The organism is Burkholderia vietnamiensis LMG 10929 (assembly GCF_000959445.1).
GTDB classification, from domain to species: Bacteria; Pseudomonadota; Gammaproteobacteria; order Burkholderiales; family Burkholderiaceae; genus Burkholderia; species Burkholderia vietnamiensis.
Genome location: NZ_CP009631.1, coordinates 1,285,533 through 1,302,954, shown reverse-complemented (window position 1 = coordinate 1,302,954; position 17,422 = coordinate 1,285,533). Strand labels below are relative to the sequence as shown.

At 69.0% G+C, this 17,422-nt stretch carries 14 protein-coding genes; 8 read left to right on the top strand and 6 right to left on the bottom strand.

What is annotated here, in order from left to right:
* Positions 1-12: 12 nt before the first annotated feature.
* Positions 13-1,641 (bottom strand): tetratricopeptide repeat protein, encoded by a 1,629-nt coding sequence (locus AK36_RS15920; protein WP_034192690.1) that lies wholly within the window; start codon positions 1,639-1,641, stop codon positions 13-15.
* 355 nt (positions 1,642-1,996) lie between these two features.
* Between AK36_RS15920 and glyQ the strand changes: the two genes are divergently transcribed.
* Genes glyQ through AK36_RS15895 form a run of 5 tightly spaced genes read left to right on the top strand, consistent with a single transcriptional unit; the run spans position 1,997 to position 7,438 of the window.
* A complete protein-coding gene (gene glyQ, locus AK36_RS15915) occupies positions 1,997-3,001 on the top strand; it encodes a glycine--tRNA ligase subunit alpha (protein WP_011885965.1) in 1,005 nt (334 codons plus the stop codon).
* Positions 3,002-3,023: 22 nt separating this feature from the next.
* Positions 3,024-5,123, top strand: a complete 2,100-nt coding sequence (gene glyS / locus AK36_RS15910; RefSeq protein WP_034192691.1) for a glycine--tRNA ligase subunit beta — start codon at positions 3,024-3,026, stop codon at positions 5,121-5,123.
* 9 nt (positions 5,124-5,132) lie between these two features.
* On the top strand, positions 5,133-5,696 hold the full coding sequence (gene gmhB, locus AK36_RS15905) for a D-glycero-beta-D-manno-heptose 1,7-bisphosphate 7-phosphatase (protein ID WP_011885967.1): 564 nt from the start codon (positions 5,133-5,135) through the stop codon (positions 5,694-5,696).
* A 43-nt stretch (positions 5,697-5,739) separates the two neighbouring features.
* Complete coding sequence (locus tag AK36_RS15900; protein ID WP_011885968.1) at positions 5,740-6,504, top strand: lysophospholipid acyltransferase family protein; 765 nt, start codon at positions 5,740-5,742, stop codon at positions 6,502-6,504.
* A gap of 46 nt (positions 6,505-6,550) precedes the next feature.
* Complete coding sequence (locus AK36_RS15895; RefSeq protein WP_045579430.1) at positions 6,551-7,438, top strand: M48 family metallopeptidase; 888 nt, start codon at positions 6,551-6,553, stop codon at positions 7,436-7,438.
* Between the two features lie 86 nt (positions 7,439-7,524).
* On the opposite strand, the gene gloA is transcribed toward AK36_RS15895, so the two are convergent.
* Positions 7,525-7,914 carry a lactoylglutathione lyase gene (gene gloA / locus AK36_RS15890; RefSeq protein ID WP_011885970.1) on the bottom strand — a complete coding sequence of 130 codons (390 nt, stop codon included), beginning with the start codon at positions 7,912-7,914 and terminating at the stop codon, positions 7,525-7,527.
* Between the two features lie 416 nt (positions 7,915-8,330).
* Here gloA and AK36_RS15885 point away from each other — a divergent pair, with 416 nt between their 5' ends.
* Positions 8,331-9,266 (top strand): DMT family transporter, encoded by a 936-nt coding sequence (locus AK36_RS15885; RefSeq protein WP_011885971.1) that lies wholly within the window; start codon positions 8,331-8,333, stop codon positions 9,264-9,266.
* A 324-nt stretch (positions 9,267-9,590) separates the two neighbouring features.
* Here AK36_RS15885 and rsmA read toward each other — a convergent pair whose 3' ends face one another.
* From rsmA to AK36_RS15865, 4 genes are read right to left on the bottom strand one after another with little or no spacing between them, the layout of a single operon-like run.
* On the bottom strand, positions 9,591-10,421 hold the full coding sequence (gene rsmA, locus AK36_RS15880) for a 16S rRNA (adenine(1518)-N(6)/adenine(1519)-N(6))-dimethyltransferase RsmA (RefSeq protein ID WP_034192693.1): 831 nt from the start codon (positions 10,419-10,421) through the stop codon (positions 9,591-9,593).
* Positions 10,422-10,469: 48 nt separating this feature from the next.
* The gene (pdxA, locus tag AK36_RS15875) at positions 10,470-11,456 is read right to left on the bottom strand and encodes a 4-hydroxythreonine-4-phosphate dehydrogenase PdxA (protein ID WP_011885973.1); all 987 of its coding nucleotides are present in this window, start codon (positions 11,454-11,456) and stop codon (positions 10,470-10,472) included.
* Between the two features lie 11 nt (positions 11,457-11,467).
* Positions 11,468-12,826 (bottom strand): peptidylprolyl isomerase, encoded by a 1,359-nt coding sequence (locus AK36_RS15870; protein WP_011885974.1) that lies wholly within the window; start codon positions 12,824-12,826, stop codon positions 11,468-11,470.
* Positions 12,827-12,877: 51 nt separating this feature from the next.
* The gene (locus tag AK36_RS15865) at positions 12,878-15,238 is read right to left on the bottom strand and encodes an LPS-assembly protein LptD (protein ID WP_034192694.1); all 2,361 of its coding nucleotides are present in this window, start codon (positions 15,236-15,238) and stop codon (positions 12,878-12,880) included.
* A gap of 223 nt (positions 15,239-15,461) precedes the next feature.
* On the opposite strand from AK36_RS15865, the gene AK36_RS15860 reads away from it, so the two are divergent.
* Both AK36_RS15860 and murU read left to right on the top strand, forming a co-directional pair.
* Positions 15,462-16,511: an aminoglycoside phosphotransferase family protein gene (locus AK36_RS15860; protein ID WP_011885976.1), complete on the top strand. Its 1,050-nt coding sequence runs from the start codon at positions 15,462-15,464 to the stop codon at positions 16,509-16,511.
* A gap of 22 nt (positions 16,512-16,533) precedes the next feature.
* A complete protein-coding gene (gene murU / locus AK36_RS15855; RefSeq protein WP_045578791.1) occupies positions 16,534-17,253 on the top strand; it encodes an N-acetylmuramate alpha-1-phosphate uridylyltransferase MurU in 720 nt (239 codons plus the stop codon).
* Positions 17,254-17,422: the final 169 nt, after the last annotated feature.

Below are 17,422 nucleotides of genomic sequence, written 5' to 3'. Positions count from 1 at the left end.
GCTGCCAGCCCCTCAACCCCGCCCAGCCGCGAGCCCACGCAAATCGCGCGCGAGCGCGTCCATCACCGGCGCCCATGCGCCGAACGTCGGCTGCCGGTAGAGCGTCGCGCTCGGATACCACGGGCTGTCGGTGCGATCGAGCAGCCACGGCCAATGCGGATTCACGTCGAGCGCGACCCAGGTGCGCGCGCCGAGCGCGCCCGACAGATGCGCAACCGACGTGCACACCGTGATCACTAGATCGAGCGCGCCGATGAACGCCGCCGTGTCGTCGAAACTCTTCAGCTCGGCGGTAAAGTCCTCGATCGCGAAACCGGCCGCGCGCGCCGCGGCGACATCGGCATCCGCGCCCGGCTGCAGCGAATAAAACGCGACGCCGTCGATGCCGCCGAACGCATCGGCATAGCGCGCGAGCCCGACGCGCCGGAACGGGTTGCGCTGGTGCCCCGCGCTGCCCGTCCACACGAGCCCGACCTTCAGCCGCCGCTCGCCCGCGAGCCGCGCGCGCCACGCGTCGCGCGCATGTGGCTCCGCATGCAGGTACGGCACCGACGCGCCGAGCGTCGACGTCTCCATCCCGAGCATCAACGGCAGGCCGATCAGCGGCACCTCGTAATCGAACGGCGGCAGCGTGTCGACACCGCCGCCGGCGCTGAACGCGTCCACGTGCGCGCCGAGGCTGCGCTGCATCAGCGTGCCGAGCTGCGGAAACGTGTTCCACACGAGCCGGCCGCCTTCGCGGTGCGCGCGCTCGGCGAGCGGCGCGACGAAGCGCGCGAACTGCAGCACGTCGCCGAGCCCCTGCTCGCCCCAGACGAGCAAGGTCTTGCCGGCGAGCGGCTCGCCCTGCCAGCGCGGGCCCGGCAGCGCCGGGCGGCGGCCGCGCAGCTCGCCGGCGCCGTCCCAGCGCGCCTCGTGGCCGCGCCAGCCGGCCGCGTAATTGCCGCGCACGAGCTGGATGATCGCGAGGTTGAAACGGAACGATGCGTCGTCGGGCGCGAGTTCGCACGCACGCGTCGCGTAGCGCTCGGCGTCGTCCCAGCGCTGCGCCTCCTTCATCGCCATCGCGATGTTGTTCAGCGCGAGCGCGTTGTCGGGCGCGATCTCCGCGAGCCGCGCCGCGGATGCGAGCGCGCCGTCGAGGTCGAGCGCCGCGAGCCGCGCGACGACCAGGTTGATCCACGCCTGCACGTCGTACGGATCGGCCTCGACGGCCGCGTCGAGCAGCGCGATTTCCTCGTTGCGATCGCCGCCCGACAGCCGCAGCGCGATCGCGAGGTTGTTGCGCAGCGACGGCCAGCGCGGATCGAGCGCATAGGCCGCGCGGTACGGCGCGACCGCGTCCGCGTGACGGCCGGCCATCTGCAGCGCGTAGCCGTGGTTGAACAGCGCCGCGACACCGGGATGCACGCGCGCCGCGCATTCTGCCAGCGCGAGCGCGTCGGCGATGCGCTGCCGCGCGACGAGCGTCGTGGTCAGCTGCGCGAGCGCCGCGCTATCGGCGGCGTGCAGCTGGCCGGCCGCGGCCAGCCACAGTGCGTGCACATCGGCATCGCCGCGCGCACGCGCGTCGGCGGCGTGGCCGAGCAGCGCGAGCAGCGGCGGCAGCAGCGGAATCAGGAGTTCGTTCGAGTCTTGCATGCGATCGGGATAGGCGAGCGGACATGCGGCGAGCGCCGCAATACGCGCATCTTAACGCCCGCAAGACGTCGCGCAACGGCGCGCAGAAGCCGGCGCGGCATGCGCGTCGCGACGCCGTACGACCGCGCGCGCCGCGCGTATCGACACGCCGCGCCCGGCGCGCCGGAACCCCGCCGGCAGCGCATCGGCAGCGCATCGGCAGCGCATCGGCGGCGTTCCGGCCGCATCCGCTCGCCGATCCGGTAAAATTGCACGTTTCAGCACACTAACAAGCCGCGCCGCCGCGCGAGCCGACCCTCCGGGCGTTGCCCGGAGCGCCGCCCGCAACGGAGCGCCAGCGCCACGAAGGCTCTTCATGCTTACGTTTCAGCAAATCATCCTGACGCTGCAGTCCTACTGGGACAAGCAGGGTTGCGCTCTGCTCCAGCCCATCGACATGGAAGTCGGCGCGGGCACGTCGCACGTCCACACGTTCCTGCGCGCGGTCGGCCCCGAGCCGTGGCGCGCCGCCTACGTGCAGCCGTCGCGCCGCCCGAAGGACGGCCGCTACGGCGAGAACCCGAACCGCCTGCAGCATTACTACCAGTATCAGGTCGTGCTGAAGCCGGCGCCGGAAAACATCCTCGATCTCTACCTCGGCTCGCTGGAAGCGCTCGGCTTCGACCTGCAGCAGAACGACGTCCGCTTCGTCGAGGACGACTGGGAGAACCCGACGCTCGGCGCGTGGGGCCTCGGCTGGGAAGTGTGGCTGAACGGGATGGAAGTCACGCAGTTCACGTATTTCCAGCAGGTCGGCGGCCTCGACTGCAAGCCGGTGCTCGGCGAGATCACCTACGGCCTCGAACGCCTCGCGATGTACCTGCAGAAGGTCGAGAACGTGTACGACCTCGTGTGGACCGAATGGGAGGAGCAAGGCCCGAACGGCCCCGAGCTGCGCCGCCTGTCGTACGGCGACGTGTACCACCAGAACGAGGTCGAGCAGTCGACCTACAACTTCGAGCACGCGAACGTCGATCTGCTGTTCACGTTCTTCAACAGCTACGAAGCGGAAGCGAAGAAGATGATCGACGCGCAGCTCGCGCTGCCCGCGTACGAGCTCGTGCTGAAGGCCGGTCACACGTTCAACCTGCTCGACGCGCGCGGCGCGATTTCGGTCACCGAACGTGCGGCGTACATCGGCCGCATCCGCGCGCTGTCGCGTCTCGTCGCGCAGGCTTACTACGACTCGCGCGAGAAGCTCGGCTTCCCGATGCTCGGCAATCCGCCGGGCGTGCCGGGCCTCACCACCGACGCCCAGGACGCCGCGCAGCCGGCATGGGCGCCGCCGCTGAAGGTCGAACGCAAGATCGATCAGGACTGACGAGACGAGACTCATTCAAGACATGACGCATAACCATCCCGCTCCCCTGCTCGTCGAACTGCTGACCGAAGAGCTGCCGCCGAAGGCCCTCGCGCGCCTCGGCGACGCATTCGCCGAAGGTCTCGCGCAACGCCTCGCGGCGCGCGACCTCGTCGAAGGCGAACTCGTGTTCGAACGCTACGCGACGCCGCGCCGCCTCGCGGTGGTCGTGCAGAACGTGCGCGCCGTCGCGCCGGACCGGCAGGTCCGCGAAAAAGTGCTGCCCGTGTCGGTCGCGCTCGACGCCGAAGGCAAGCCGACCGCCCCGCTCGCGAAGAAGCTCGCGGCGCTCGGCCACCCGGACCTGACGATCGCCGAGCTCGAGCGCGCGCACGACGGCAAGGCCGAGGCGTTCTTCGTCAACTACTCGGCGGCCGGCGCGACGCTCGCCGACGGCCTGCAGGCCGCGCTCGACGAAACGCTCGAGAAGCTGCCGATCCCGAAGGTCATGACCTATCAGCGCCCGGACGGCACGGACGTCAAGTTCGTGCGCCCGGTGCATCGCCTGACCGTGCTGCACGACGATCGCGTCGTGCCGGTGGCCGCGTTCGGCGTCGACGCCGACGACACCACGCTCGGCCATCGCTTCCTGTCCGACGGCCTCGTCGCGATCCAGCATGCGCGCGCGTATGCGGACACGCTGCGCGACAAGGGCCGCGTGATCGCGCATTTCGCCGATCGCCGCGAGACGATCCGCACGCAACTGAACGAGCACGCGAACGGCGACACGGTCGTGATGCCCGACGCGCTGCTCGACGAAGTGACGTCGCTGGTCGAATGGCCGGTCGTCTATCCGTGCCGCTTCGAGGACGAATTCCTGCAGGTGCCGCAGGAATGCCTGATCCTCACGATGCAGACGAACCAGAAGTACTTCGCGCTGACCGATATCGCCGGCAAGCTGCGCTCGCGTTTCCTGATCGTGTCGAACATCGAGACGAAGACGCCCGGTGAGATCATCGAAGGCAACGAGCGCGTCGTGCGCCCGCGCCTGGCCGACGCGAAGTTCTTCTTCGAGCAGGACAAGAAGAAGCCGCTCGCCGAGCGCGTCCCGCTGCTCGCGAACGTCGTCTATCACAACAAGCTCGGCTCGGCCCTTGCGCGCGTCGAGCGCCTCGAGGCGCTGGCCGGCGAGATCGCGCCCGCGATCGGCGCGGACGTCGCGCATGCGAAGCGTGCCGCGCGCCTCGCGAAGGCCGACTTGCTGACCGACATGGTCGGCGAGTTCCCGGAGCTGCAGGGCACGATGGGCACCTACTACGCGCGCCACGACGGCGAGCCCGACGACGTCGCGCTCGCGTGCGCGGAGCACTACCAGCCGCGCTTCTCGGGCGACGCGCTGCCGACCACGCCGGTGTCCACCGCCGTCGCGCTGGCCGACAAGCTCGAGACGATCGTCGGCATCTGGGGCATCGGCCTCGCGCCGACCGGCGAGAAGGACCCGTTCGCGCTGCGCCGCCACGCGCTCGGCGTGCTGCGCCTGCTGCTCGAGAAGCAGCTGCCGCTCGATCTCGTGTCGCTGCTGCGCACCGCGCATGCGCGCTTCGAGCAGGTGCCGGGCGTCGCCGAAGCGACGGACGCGATCTTCGCGTTCTTCATGGACCGCCTGCGCGGCCTGCTGCGCGAACGCGGCTACACGGCTGGCGAAGTCGACGCGGTGCTGAGCCTGAATCCGACGCGCGTCGACGATCTCGTCGCGCGCCTCGACGCGGTGCGCGAATTCACGCGCCTCGCGGAAGCCGAAGCGCTCGCGGCCGCCAACAAGCGGATCTCGAACATCCTGAAGAAGTCGGAAGGCGGCGTGAACGGCGCGGTCCAGCCGGCGCTGCTCGTCGAGGCCGCGGAGAAGGCGCTGCACGAGCAGCTCGCCGCGGTCACGCCGCACGTGCAGTCGCAGCTCGACGCGCGGGCGTACACGGGCGCGCTGTCGGCGCTCGCCGCGCTGCGCGCGCCCGTCGACACGTTCTTCAACGACGTGATGGTCAACGCGGAAGATCCGGCGCTGCGCGCGAACCGTCTCGCGCTGCTGTTTGCGCTGCATCAGCAGATGAACTGCGTCGCCGACATCTCGAAGCTCGCCGCTTAAGGCCCGACGATGCCGACCAGCCCCAACCGCAAGCTCGTCGTCCTCGACCGGGACGGCGTGATCAACGTCGATTCGGATGCGTTCATCAAGACGCCCGACGAGTGGGTCGCGCTGCCCGGCAGCCTCGAGGCGATCGCGCGGCTCAATCACGCGGGCTACCGCGTGGTGGTCGCGACCAACCAGTCCGGCATCGGCCGCGGGCTGTTCGACATGGCCACGCTCAACGCGATGCATCTGAAGATGCATCGCGCGGCGGCCGCGGTCGGCGCGCGCATCGACGCGGTGTTCTTCTGCCCGCATACGGCCGAGGATCAGTGCGACTGCCGCAAGCCGAAGCCCGGCATGATGCAGATGATCGCCGAGCGCTTCGAGATCGATCCCGGTCATACGCCGGCAGTCGGCGATTCGCTGCGCGATCTGCAGGCCGGCGTCGCGTCCGGCTTCCGGCCGCACCTGGTGCTGACCGGCAAGGGCAAGAAGACGCTCGCCGCCGGCAACCTGCCGGCCGGCACGAAGGTCCACGACGACCTGCGCGCGTTCGCGCTCGACTTCCTTTCACACGAACACGAGTGATGCGGCGGCCGCGCGCATCCTCCCTACTGTCAGACCCACGCCGATGCGCTTCGTCCGCTCCCTGCTGCTGCTGATCTACTTCATCCTGTACACGGTGCCGTACGCGACCGCGTGCTTCATCGCCTTTCCGTTCATGCGCCCCGACGCCCGCTACTGGATGGCGGCCGGCTGGTGCAAGTCGACGCTGTGGGTCGTGCGCTGGCTGAACGGCATCCGCTACCGGATCGAAGGGATGGAGAACCTGCCCGACGGGCCGGCCGTGCTGCTGTCGAAGCATCAGTCCGCTTGGGAAACGCTCGCGTTTCCGGCGCTGATGCCGAAGCCGCTCTGCTACGTGTTCAAGCGCGAGCTGCTGTACGTGCCGTTCTTCGGCTGGGCGCTCGGGCTGCTGCACATGGTCAACATCAACCGCAAGGAAGGCAAGAACGCGTTCGTGTCGGTGATCCGCCAGGGCAAGAAGCGCCTGTCCGAAGGCGCGTGGATGATCATGTTTCCGGAAGGCACGCGCACGCCGGTCGGCAAGCAGGGCAAGTACAAGACGGGCGGCGCGCGCTTCGCGATCGAGACCGGCACGCCGGTCGTGCCGATCGCGCACAACGCGGGTCGCGTGTGGCCGCGCAACTCGTTCACGAAATTTCCGGGCGTCGTCACGGTGTCGATCGGCAAACCGATTCCGGTCGAAGGCAAGACGCCCGACGTATTGAACTCGCAGGTCGAAGCCTGGATCGAAGCGGAAATGCGCCGCATCGATCCCGATGCCTATCGGCAGGCGGGCAATGCCGGCACGCGCGATGCCGCGCGCGTCTGACTCCCGCGGACTGCAGCCGTTGCGTACGACGAAACGAAGCGAACTGATGAAGAAGCGTCCGCGGCCACGGCCTGCCGTCGTGGCCCTCGATCATCGCCAGATGGACCTGCCGCTGTTCGACGGGCCGGCAGCCGCGTCGCCCGCGCCGGCTACACCTGCCACGCCCGCGGCCGGCGCGCCTGCCGCGCCGCTCGATCCGGGGCCTGCGCGCGATCGCTCGCGCGTGCGCACGTTCGCGATCGACAGCCGCGTGCTCGAATATCGGCTCAAGCGCTCGGCGCGCCGCACGATCGGCTTCACGATCGACGGCAGCGGCCTGTCGATCACCGCGCCGCGCTGGGTCACGCTCACCGACATCGAAGCGGCGATCGCCGAAAAGCAGCGCTGGATCTTCGCGAAGCTCGCCGAGTGGAAGACCCGCACCGAACAGCGGGCGCTGCCGCAGATCGACTGGCGCGACGGCGCGCAACTCCCGTATCTCGGCAAGACGGTGACGATCGCGCTCGGCGCGAGCGCCGTCGCCTTCGATACCGACACGCTGCGGCTGTCGCTGCCGCTGCCCGCTCAGGCCGACATGCAGCAGATCAAGGATCGCGTGCAGGGCTGGCTGCAAGGCGAAGCGAAGCGGATCTTCGGCGAGCGCCTCGCCGTCTATGCGCAAAGGCTCGGCGTCACGTATTCGACCTACGCGCTGTCGTCGGCTGCGACGCGCTGGGGCAGCTGCTCGAGCGACGGCAGGATCCGGCTGAACTGGCGGCTGATCCACTTCCCGATGTCGATCATCGACTACGTCGTCGCGCACGAGCTGTCGCATCTGCGCGAAATGAACCACAGCCCGGCGTTCTGGCAGACCGTCGAATCGATCTTCCCCGAATTCCGCGAAGCACGGCACACGCTCAAGCATCATCCGCCCGAGCTGCTGCCGTCGCTGTAACGCCGAGCTTCGCACCGCGAAGCGAAACGGGCGATGCGCATCCTGCGGCATCGCCCGTTTTTCATTGCTCGCGGCGCGCACTGCGCTCAGTGCGCCTTCTTCTGGATGAACTCGATCTTGTAGCCGTCCGGATCCTCGACGAACGCGATCACGGTCGTGCCGTGCTTCATCGGGCCCGCTTCGCGCGTGACCTTGCCGCCCTGCGCCTTGATCTTCTCGCAAGCCGCGTACGCATCGTCGACTTCCACCGCAAGATGGCCGAAGCCGTTGCCGAGATCGTAGGACGGCGTATCCCAGTTGTGGGTCAGCTCGAGCACGGTGCCCGTGCTTTCCGCTTCGTAGCCGACGAATGCGAGCGTGAACCGGCCTTCCGGATAATCGTCGCGACGCAGCAGCTTCATGCCGAGCAATTCGGTGTAGAACTTGATCGAGCGGTCGAGATCGCCGACTCGCAGCATCGTATGCAGCAAACGCATCTGTGTACTCCTGTGGGGACTTTCCGGAACCGGAAATTCTACCGGAGACGGGTGAATCCCGCCGGGGGTGGAGGCGCGGGGTTGGGGGTGGTTTGCGGGCGGTGCTGTCACGGTTCCGGGGCGATCGGGCGGGATTTTGGGCGGCGTTCGGACGTGCTTGAGACCATCACCCGACCGCCTGCGCCCACGCGCGGACCGGCACCGCTCCGCCGGAGGCTCGCCGGCAAGTCCATCGATCGGGTAACATCGTCGCACGTCGCACCAAACGTGGGCATCCGCCCGCCGCCGGCCCGCGCCGCCTCTTCCCATTCAGCCACATTGCCCGCCGTGCGAAATCGCCAACTCGTTCGCCAACAACGCGCCGTCTGCCCGTCTCGTTCGCTGCCCGTCCTGCGTCACGCCGGCGAGGTCCGCCGATGAGCGCGCTCGCCGCATCGCCGACGCGCGGCGCGCTGGACGCACGCGCGGTCGGCGTGATGCTGCTGCTGTGCGCGATCTGGGGCTTCCAGCAAGTCGCCATCAAGAGCACCAACGCCGCGATTGCGCCGATGTTCCAGGCCGGGCTGCGCTCGGTGATCGCCGCGCTGCTGCTGTGGGGCTGGGCACGCTCGCGCGGCACGCCGTTGTTCCGCGCGGACGGCACGCTCGGGCCCGGCATCGCGGCCGGCGCGCTGTTCGCCGGCGAGTTCGTTTGTGTGTTCTTCGGGCTGACGCTGACGAGCGCGTCGCACATGGCGATCTTCCTGTACACCGCGCCGTGCTTCACGGCCCTCGGCCTGCATCTGTTCGCGCCCGGCGAGCGGCTGCAGCGGATACAGTGGGCCGGCGTCGGCCTCGCGTTCGCCGGCATCGCGCTCGCGTTCGCGGACGGCTTCCTGAAACCGCGCGCGCCAGGCACGTCGGTGCTCGCGGGGCTGGCCGGCGATGCACTCGGCATTCTCGGCGGCGCGATGTGGGCCGCGACGACGGTCGTCGTGCGCTCGACGTCGCTCGCCCGCGTCAGCGCCAGCAAGACGCTGTTCTACCAGCTCGCGGTGTCGGCTGCCGTGCTGCTCGCGCTCGCCGCGCTGCTCGGCCAGATCTCGTTCGCGCGCGTCACACCGCTCGCGCTCGCGAGCCTCGCGTATCAGTCGGTGATCGTCGCGTTCGTCAGCTATCTGTCGTGGTTCTGGCTGCTGACCCGCTACAGCGCGTCGCGGCTGTCGGTGTTCACGTTCCTGTCGCCGCTGTTCGGCGTCGCGTTCGGCGTGCTGCTGCTCGGCGAATCGGTCGGCTGGCGCTTCATGTCGGCCGCGGCGCTCGTGCTGACGGGCATCGCGCTGGTCAACGCACCGGCGCGTCGGCGCGCGTAGCGGGGCTTGGCGGCGAGCCGGAGGGGTCAAAGGCGCTGATCGCGCCGGTCGCGACGAAGGCGAAGGCGGAGGCGACGACCAAGACCAAGACTGGGACCACGACTGGGACTGGGACTGGGACTGGGACTGGGACTGGAACGGTAGCTCAGCCGCATGCGTCATCGCATCCGCAGCCTCAACAGTAGCCGCGACCACACCCGCCACCCCATCTGCATCCGCAAACGCCGCAGCCAGCACGCCGCATCCGCCCCAAAAACAAAAAAGCCACCCTCAAAGGCAGCCTTCCGAACCCCGAACCCGCGCACGGTCGCCCGTGCGCTTGCGTCACTGCGCGACGTTGCGCGCGCGGGCAAGCGCCTGCGCGACGCCGACATATTCGGCCACGCTCACGTCCTCCGCGCGCCGCGCCAGATCGAAGCCGAGCGCGTCGAAATCGATCGTGTCGCGATACTCGCCGAGCGTGTTGCGCAGCATCTTGCGGCGCTGCGAGAACGCGGCCGTGACGAGTTCGCCGAGCAGCACCGGATCGACGTCCGGCAGTTCGTGCGGTGCGTACGGAATCATCCGCACGATCGCCGAATCGACCTTCGGCGGCGGCTGGAACGATTCCGGCGGCACATCGAGCATCTTGTCCATCACGTAGCGGTACTGCAGCATCACCGACAACCGCGAGAACGCCTTCGTGCCCGGCTCCGCGACCATCCGCTCGACCACTTCGTTCTGCAGCATGAAATGCTGGTCGATCACGACAGGCGCGAACGTCATCAGATGGAACAGCAGCGGGCTCGAAATGTTGTACGGCAGGTTGCCGACGATTCGCAGCGACGGCGCGTCGCCCGGCGCCGCGAGCGAGCCGAAGTCGAACGCGAGCGCATCGCCCGCGTGCAGTTCGAGCAGCGCGCCGAAGCGCTGCTGCAAGCGCCCGATCAGGTCGCGGTCGAGCTCGACTGCGTGCAGCGGCGACTCCGGCGTGGCGACGCGCGCGATCAGCGGCTCGGTCAGCGCGCCGAGGCCCGGGCCGATCTCGACCATCCGCTGGCCGCGCACGGGGCCGATCGTCGCGACGATCGAGTCGATCACACCGTGATCGACGAGGAAGTTCTGCCCGAAGCGCTTGCGCGCGAAGTGGCCTTGGTGCTGTCTGCTGTTCGACATCGACTGAGAAAAACCAAAAATGCGACGAATGAGGTGGAACTACGCGCGTCAGGATGCGCGGCGATGGCGCGCCATCGTGACGGCCGTGTCGAGCGCCGCGACCATGCTGCCCGGATCGGCGCGGCCGGTGCCGGCCAGATCCAGCGCGGTGCCATGATCGACCGACGTGCGGATGATCGGCAGCCCGAGCGTGACGTTGATGCCCTCGCCGAAGGTCGCATACTTCAGCACGGGCAGGCCCTGATCGTGGAACATCGCCAGCACGCAATCGGCGCCGGCCAGATAGCGCGGCTGGAACAGCGTGTCGGCCGGATACGGGCCGCGCGCATCGATGCCGCGCTCGCTCGCGCGGGCCAGCGCCGGCGCGATCACGTCGATCTCCTCGCGGCCGAGATAGCCGTTCTCCCCGGCGTGCGGGTTCAGCCCCGTCACGAGGATGCGCGGCGCCGCGAGGCCGAAGTCGCGTCGCAGGTCGCGATCGATGATCGCGAGCGTGTCGACGAGCCCGTCGATCGTCAGCGCGGCCGACACGTCCTTCAGCGGCAGATGCGTGGTCGCGAGCGCGACGCGCAGCGGCCGCTCGCCGGTGCCGGCCAGCATCATCACGACGCGCGGCGTGTGCGTGCGTTCGGCCAGGTATTCGGTATGGCCGGTAAACGGTACGCCGGCATCGTTGATGGTGCTCTTTTGCAGCGGGGCCGTGACGATCGCGTCGTAGCGGCCGGCCAGCGCGCCGTCGATCGCCGCGTCGAGCAGCGCGAGCACGTAGCGGCCGTTGGCCGCGTCCAGCGTGCCCGCGTGCGCGGGCGCCGCGAGCGGATGATGTTGCACCGACACCGGGCCGCCCGCGAGCACCGCACGGTCGGCGCCGACGGCCGCCGCGCGTGCGTCGAGCAGCGCGGCGTCGCCGAGCACGGTGAACTGCGCGTCCGGCCAGCGCCGCGCGGCATCCTGCAACGCCTGCACGGTCAGCTCAGGGCCGACGCCTGCGGGCTCGCCAGTCGTGATCGCGATCTGCAACGCGGCTGCCGTCATCTGAAGCTCGCTCAGTTCGCCGGCCCGACGCCGTCGATCTTGTACTGCACGTACGACGAGTCGCGCAGCTCGCGCAGCCAGTCGGCATATGCCTGCTCGGCCTTGCGCTGGCCGATCGCCTGGCGGGCGATGTCCATCTGCTGCTGCACCGACCCTTCGGCCTCGCGCCGGTCGATCACCTGGATCAGGTGATAGCCGTACTCGGTGCGCACCGGCTGGCTGATCTGGCCGTCCTGCAGGTTGTTCATCGCGCGCTCGAATTCCGGCACGGTCTCGCCCGGGCTGATCCAGCCGAGATCGCCGCCCTGCGACGCCGACCCGTCCTGCGAGTAAGTGCGCGCGAACTTCGCGAAATCGCCGCCGGCCTCGACCTGCTTGCGGATGTCGAGCAGCTGCTGGCGCGCCTGGTTTTCCGACTTGCCTTCGCCGACGCGCAGCAGGATGTGGCGCACGTGCGTCTGCACGATCTTCGGCGCCGCGGCGCTCGCGCCCTGGCTCTGGCGGCGATCGACCAGCCGGATGATCTCGAAGCCGTCCGGCACGCGGATCAGCGTCGGATTGACCTGGCCGGGACGCAGCTTCGACGCGGCCGCGACGACGTCAGGCGGCAGCGTGCTCGGTGCCTTGAAGCCGAGGTCGCCGCCCTTCTTCGCGTCGTTCGCTTCCGAATTGTTGCGTGCGAGCTTCTCGAAATCGGCGCCCGACGTCGCTTGCTGCAGCAGCGCCTCGGCCTTCTTCTGCGCGGCTTCGATGTCGGCTTGCGGCGCGTTGGTGGGCGCCTTGATGAAGATGTGCTGGAAGCGCAGATCCTGCTGCTGCGACGCGTTCGGCCCGCGCTGGCTCGCGATGTAGTTCGCGACCTCGGCGTCCGACACGGTGATCTTGCCGTCGACCTCGCGCTCGCGCAGCTTCGACAGCATCAGCTCGGTGCGCGCATCGCTCGTGAAGACGCTCCACGGCACGCCTTGCGCCTCCAGGCGCGCGCGATACTGGTCGAGCGTCATGCCGTTGGCCTGCGCGAGGCGCTGGAGCGTGGACTGCACGGTGGCGTCGTCGATGCGGATGCCGTCGTCCTTCGCCTTCTGCACCTGGATGCGCTCGAGCACCATCTGGTTCAGCACCTGCGCACGCAACTGTTCGGCCGGCGGCACGGGCGCGTTCTGCTGCTGCAGCCGGCGCGCGATTAGGCCGACCCGCTGGTCGAGTTCGCGGCCCGTGATCACGTCGTTGTTGACGACCGCGACGACTTCGTCGGTCAGTTGCGCGCCTTGCGAACCGAGCGCCTGCGCCGCGGCCGGCGCAGCGGCGAGCAGCGCGGCGGACGCGGCGAGGCTGGACACGACTGCCGCGAAACGAAGGGTTTTCTTCATTGCCACTGATACTCCATTGAAAGCGTGCTGACCGGTGCGGACAAGCCGGCGTTACTCGTAGTTGCTGAAGCGGGACATCGGCGGCGGCGCGGACGGCAGCGGCTGGTAGCCCGGCACGCCGGCGCGGAAGGCGGCGACGAGCCCGTTGTCGATGCTCGACAGCCCCTTCAACGTGAGCTGCATCATGAAGCGCGTCGACGAGTTCTGCTGCCCCGACGTGTTCACGCCGTTCGCGTACCGCTGGATCCCGACGCCGAGCGCCCAGCAATCCGCGTCGTATTGTAAGCCGAGCAGACCGTCGACGACCCGATCGGCGGCCAGGTCGTAGTTGAAGCGACCGACCGCATACAGGCGCCGCGTGAGCGGCCATTGCGCGGACACCAGGAACTGGTTGATCGGCTGGTTGTCGAGCGTCGTGTTCGAGCGCGTATAGCGGTAGCCGACGTTGATCACGCGGCGCTCGCCCGGGCTGAAGCCGAAACCGATGCTCGACTTCACGAGCTGGTTGTTGTTCTGGTTGTACTGGAACGCCGTCTCCGACATGAAGCCGGAGCCGAGCTTCAGCGCCGCGCCGACGATCAGGTCGGAATGGCGCGCCAGCACGCCGCTCTGGTTCGAGTTCAGCGCCACGCGCTGATTGGCGAAGTAGTACTGCTGCGCGACCACGAAGCGCGCGCGCTCGTCGCCGGTACGCGGATCGATGAAGCGCGAGGTCAGGCCGGCCGTGATCCGGTTCGCGTCCGCGATCCGGTCGTTGCCGACGAACGTGTTCGGCTGGTAGATCTCCGCGAGCCCGAAATCCGACTCGGCGGTATCGAACAGCGGCGCGTTCGACTGGTCGCGATACGGCGTGTAGACGTAGTACAGGCGCGGCTCGAGCGTCTGGATGAAGTCCTGGCCGAACAGATGGACCGAGCGGTCGAAGATCAGGCCCGAGTCGAAGCTCACGGTCGGGATCGACTCGGTGAAGTGCTTCGGGCTGTTCGGCGTGCTCGACGACAGATGGTTCAGGTCGTACGACGCGAGGTGGTACTGGACCTTCGGCACGACGAAGTAGCCGGGCCCGTACACGCCGTAGGCGATGTACGGATTGAAGACGATCCGGTCGCCTTCGGTCGAATCGGCGGTCGTGATGCGAAAGCGCGAATAGTCGGCTTCCGCGCCGAAGTCGAAGCCGCCGACGTTGTACTTCGTGTACTTCACGTTCAACTGCGGCTCGCGGCTGTACGGCGAGATCGACGGCGGCAGCGTCTGCCAGTGCTGGTAGCGCGCGAGCACCGACCACGGACCCTTGTTGTACGTGATGCCGGCTTCCTGCTGGTACAGCGTCTGCGTCCCGTTGATGAACTGGTTCATCGACCCAAGGTCTTCGGGATAGGTATTGTCCGAGACCTTGTTGTAGTAGACGTAGCCGGCGAAACCGCTGCCGAAGTTCTGCTGGTGCTGCCAGTAGATCGCGTAGCGGTTGCGGTGCGCGAGGCGGTCGTCCGGCAGGTAGTTGGCCGTGAACGTGCCCGAGTACGACGGCGACAGATAGCGGAACGTCGCTTCCGTCTGCACGCCGCGCCGCGAGATGATGCGCGGCGTGATCGTCAGGTCGCGGTTCGGCGCGATGTTGAAGTAGTACGGCAGCGACAGCTCGAACCCGTTGTTCGAGTTCATCGAGAAGGTCGGCGGCAGCAGGCCGCTGCGCCGGTCGCCCGACAGCGGGAACGTGAGCCACGGGCTCGCGAAGATCGGCACGCCCTGGAAGAACAGCACGCCGTTGCGCGCGGTGCCTTCGTCGGCGCCGGTGTCGAAGTCGAAGCGGCTGCCCTTGATGTACCACGCGGGATCGGTCGCGCACTGGCACGCGGTGTAGGTGCCGTTCACGAACACCGAGCGCTCGCTGTCGAGCAGGTCGACGCGCTCCGCGCTGCCCGAGCCGCCCGTCACGTTGAAGTGGTACTTCGGCGCCGTCATGAAGCCCTGGTTCGCCTCGACCTTCAGATGCGCCTCGGGGCCAGCGAACGACGTGCCGCCGTTGATCACCCTCACCTGGCCGTACGCGTCGGCCATGTCGGTGTCCTGATCGTAGTGGATCGCGTCGGCCTTCACGACCGCGTCGCCGCGGCGCAGCTCGGCCGAGCCCTTCGCGGCCAGATCCTGCTCGGCCGTGCCGCTCGTGTGGTCGGCGATCACGAAGGCGGCCGGCTTCGCGCCGTCCTTCAGCGGGTGATCCTCGAGCTGCGGGGCAAGGCGCAGGTCCCACGGCGAGCCGAGCGGCTGCGGTTGCGCGGCCGCGCCCGACAACTGCGCGTACGACACGGCCGGCACGAGGCCGGGCACGGCCAGGAGCGCGAGCGCGAGCCGCCTTTTGCGCGGCGCCCCGTCACCGGGGAAGACATTCGGGAATAGCGGTTTGGGCGGCATCTATCGTTTGGCGAATCGCCCCTTGTCAACCGTCGCTGCACGGCACCGCCGCGCTCGGCGGGCCGCACCGTCGCACCGCGACTGCGGCTGAGCGCAAACCGGGAAGGCGAGCGGGCGGACGGCGCGACAGGCAACTGGCCGGTGCGGCGGAAGCTGACGCGGGGCGCGTCAAAAAAGTCGTGGGGTATTATATGGCAAGACGTTCCCCCCTCCGCCGAGTTTCATGACGCCCCCATCCGCCGCATCCCAGCCCGACGCCCGCCTCGACGCGCTCACCGCGTGGCTGCGCCCGCTCGCCGAGCGCCACGCGCTCGATCTGTCCACCCTCGCGCCCGCGTCTTCGGACGCCAGTTTCCGCCGCTATTTCCGCGTCGCGTCGGCAAACAGCCCGGGCGGCTCGCTGATCGCGGTCGACGCGCCGCCGCCCGAGAAGTGCCGTGAGTTCGTCCAGGTCGCGCAACTGCTCGCCGCGGCCGGCAACCACGTGCCCGAGGTACTGGCCCACGACTTCGACGCCGGCTTCATGCTCGTGACCGACCTCGGCCGCACGTCGTACATCTCGGTGCTCGATCCGGCGGACCCGGCTGCCGCACGCGGGCTGATGCGCGCCGCGCTCGACGCGCTGATCCGCTTCCAGCTGGCGTCGGCGCCCGACGTGCTGCCGCCGTTCGACGAGGCGTTCCTGCGCCGCGAAATGGAGCTGCTGCCCGAATGGCTGATCGGCCGGCACCTCGGCAAACCGGTCGACGACGCGATGCGCGGCACGCTCGACCGCACGTTCGCGCTGCTGATCGCGAGCGCCCGCGCGCAGCCGCAGGGCTTCATGCTGCGCGACTTCATGCCGCGCAACCTGATGGTGTGCGAGCCGAACCCCGGCGTGCTCGACTTCCAGGACGCCGTGTACGGGCCGCTGACCTACGACGTCGTGTCGCTGCTGCGCGACGCGTTCATCAGCTGGGACGAGGAGTTCGAGCTCGACTGCTTCGCGTATTACTGGGAAAAGGCGAAGAAGGCCGGCCTGCCGGTCGATCCGGATTTCGGCGAGTTCTACCGTCAGCTCGAATGGATGGGGCTGCAGCGCCACATCAAGATTCTCGGCCTGTTCGCGCGGATCAACTATCGCGACGGCAAGCCGCATTACCTGGCCGACCTGCCGCGCTTCGTCGCCTATGCGCGCAAGGTCGCGCTGCGCTACCGCCCGCTCGTGCCGTTCGCGAAGCTGCTCGACGAGCTCGAGGGCAAGGGCGCGGCCGATGTCGGCTACACGTTCTGAGCGCCCGCACGACCTGCCGAACATGAGCACGACCCTGACCACCGCGATGATCTTCGCCGCCGGGCGCGGCGAACGGATGCGCCCGCTGACCGACACCCGCCCGAAACCGTTGCTCGAAGCCGGCGGCAAGCCGCTGATCGTCTGGCAGATCGAGGCGCTCGCGCGCGCCGGCATCGACACGATCGTGATCAACCACGCGTGGCTCGGCGCGCAGGTCGAGGCGGCGCTCGGCGACGGTTCGCGCTGGGGCGTGCGGCTCGCGTATTCGGCCGAGCGCGAAGCGCTCGAGACCGCCGGCGGCATCGCGCAGGCGCTGCCGCTGCTCGAGCGCGACGGCCGGCCGACGGTGTTCGCCGCCGTCAGCGGCGACGTGTTCTGCGAATTCGACTACCGCACGCTCGCGTCGCGCGCGGCGCCGATGGCCGCGCTCGAAGCGCCCGCGATGCACCTGGTGATGGTGCCGAACCCGCCGTTCCATCCGGCCGGCGACTTCGCGCTCGGCGACGACGGCCGCCTGTCGCTCGACGGCCTCGCGCGGCTCACGTTCGGCAACATCGGCCTGTACGACACGCGGATGTTCCGCGATCTCGAACCCGGCACGCGGCGCGCGCTGACGCCGTACTATCGTGCGGCGATCGAAGCGGGCCGCGCGACCGGCGAACGGTACGACGGCGTGTGGGAGAACGTCGGCACGCCGGCGCAGCTCGGTGAACTCGATGCGCGGCTGCGGGCCGCGGGTTGATCGATACGCGGGGCGGCGCGGCATGACGCGACGCGGTGGGCGGGTGCCGCATGCGGCGGCATCGTCCCGGCGGTCGACGACCACCGGCAGGCCTTGAATCGGCGCGGATCGCCGCGCCGGGCAACGCGGCGATAACGGCGCACCGCCTCACCGCCTCACCGCCTCACCG

Coding starts and splice junctions, on each gene's coding strand:
- glyQ (WP_011885965.1), top strand. CDS start 1,997: ATGCTTACGTTTCAGCAAATCATCCTGACGCTGCAGTCCTACTGGGAC.
- murU (WP_045578791.1), top strand. CDS start 16,534: ATGAGCACGACCCTGACCACCGCGATGATCTTCGCCGCCGGGCGCGGC.
- AK36_RS15870 (WP_011885974.1), bottom strand. CDS start 12,826: ATGAAGAAAACCCTTCGTTTCGCGGCAGTCGTGTCCAGCCTCGCCGCG.
- rsmA (WP_034192693.1), bottom strand. CDS start 10,421: ATGTCGAACAGCAGACAGCACCAAGGCCACTTCGCGCGCAAGCGCTTC.
- pdxA (WP_011885973.1), bottom strand. CDS start 11,456: ATGACGGCAGCCGCGTTGCAGATCGCGATCACGACTGGCGAGCCCGCA.
- AK36_RS15885 (WP_011885971.1), top strand. CDS start 8,331: ATGAGCGCGCTCGCCGCATCGCCGACGCGCGGCGCGCTGGACGCACGC.
- AK36_RS15920 (WP_034192690.1), bottom strand. CDS start 1,641: ATGCAAGACTCGAACGAACTCCTGATTCCGCTGCTGCCGCCGCTGCTC.
- gmhB (WP_011885967.1), top strand. CDS start 5,133: ATGCCGACCAGCCCCAACCGCAAGCTCGTCGTCCTCGACCGGGACGGC.
- AK36_RS15895 (WP_045579430.1), top strand. CDS start 6,551: ATGAAGAAGCGTCCGCGGCCACGGCCTGCCGTCGTGGCCCTCGATCAT.
- gloA (WP_011885970.1), bottom strand. CDS start 7,914: ATGCGTTTGCTGCATACGATGCTGCGAGTCGGCGATCTCGACCGCTCG.
- AK36_RS15860 (WP_011885976.1), top strand. CDS start 15,462: ATGACGCCCCCATCCGCCGCATCCCAGCCCGACGCCCGCCTCGACGCG.
- AK36_RS15865 (WP_034192694.1), bottom strand. CDS start 15,238: ATGCCGCCCAAACCGCTATTCCCGAATGTCTTCCCCGGTGACGGGGCG.
- glyS (WP_034192691.1), top strand. CDS start 3,024: ATGACGCATAACCATCCCGCTCCCCTGCTCGTCGAACTGCTGACCGAA.
- AK36_RS15900 (WP_011885968.1), top strand. CDS start 5,740: ATGCGCTTCGTCCGCTCCCTGCTGCTGCTGATCTACTTCATCCTGTAC.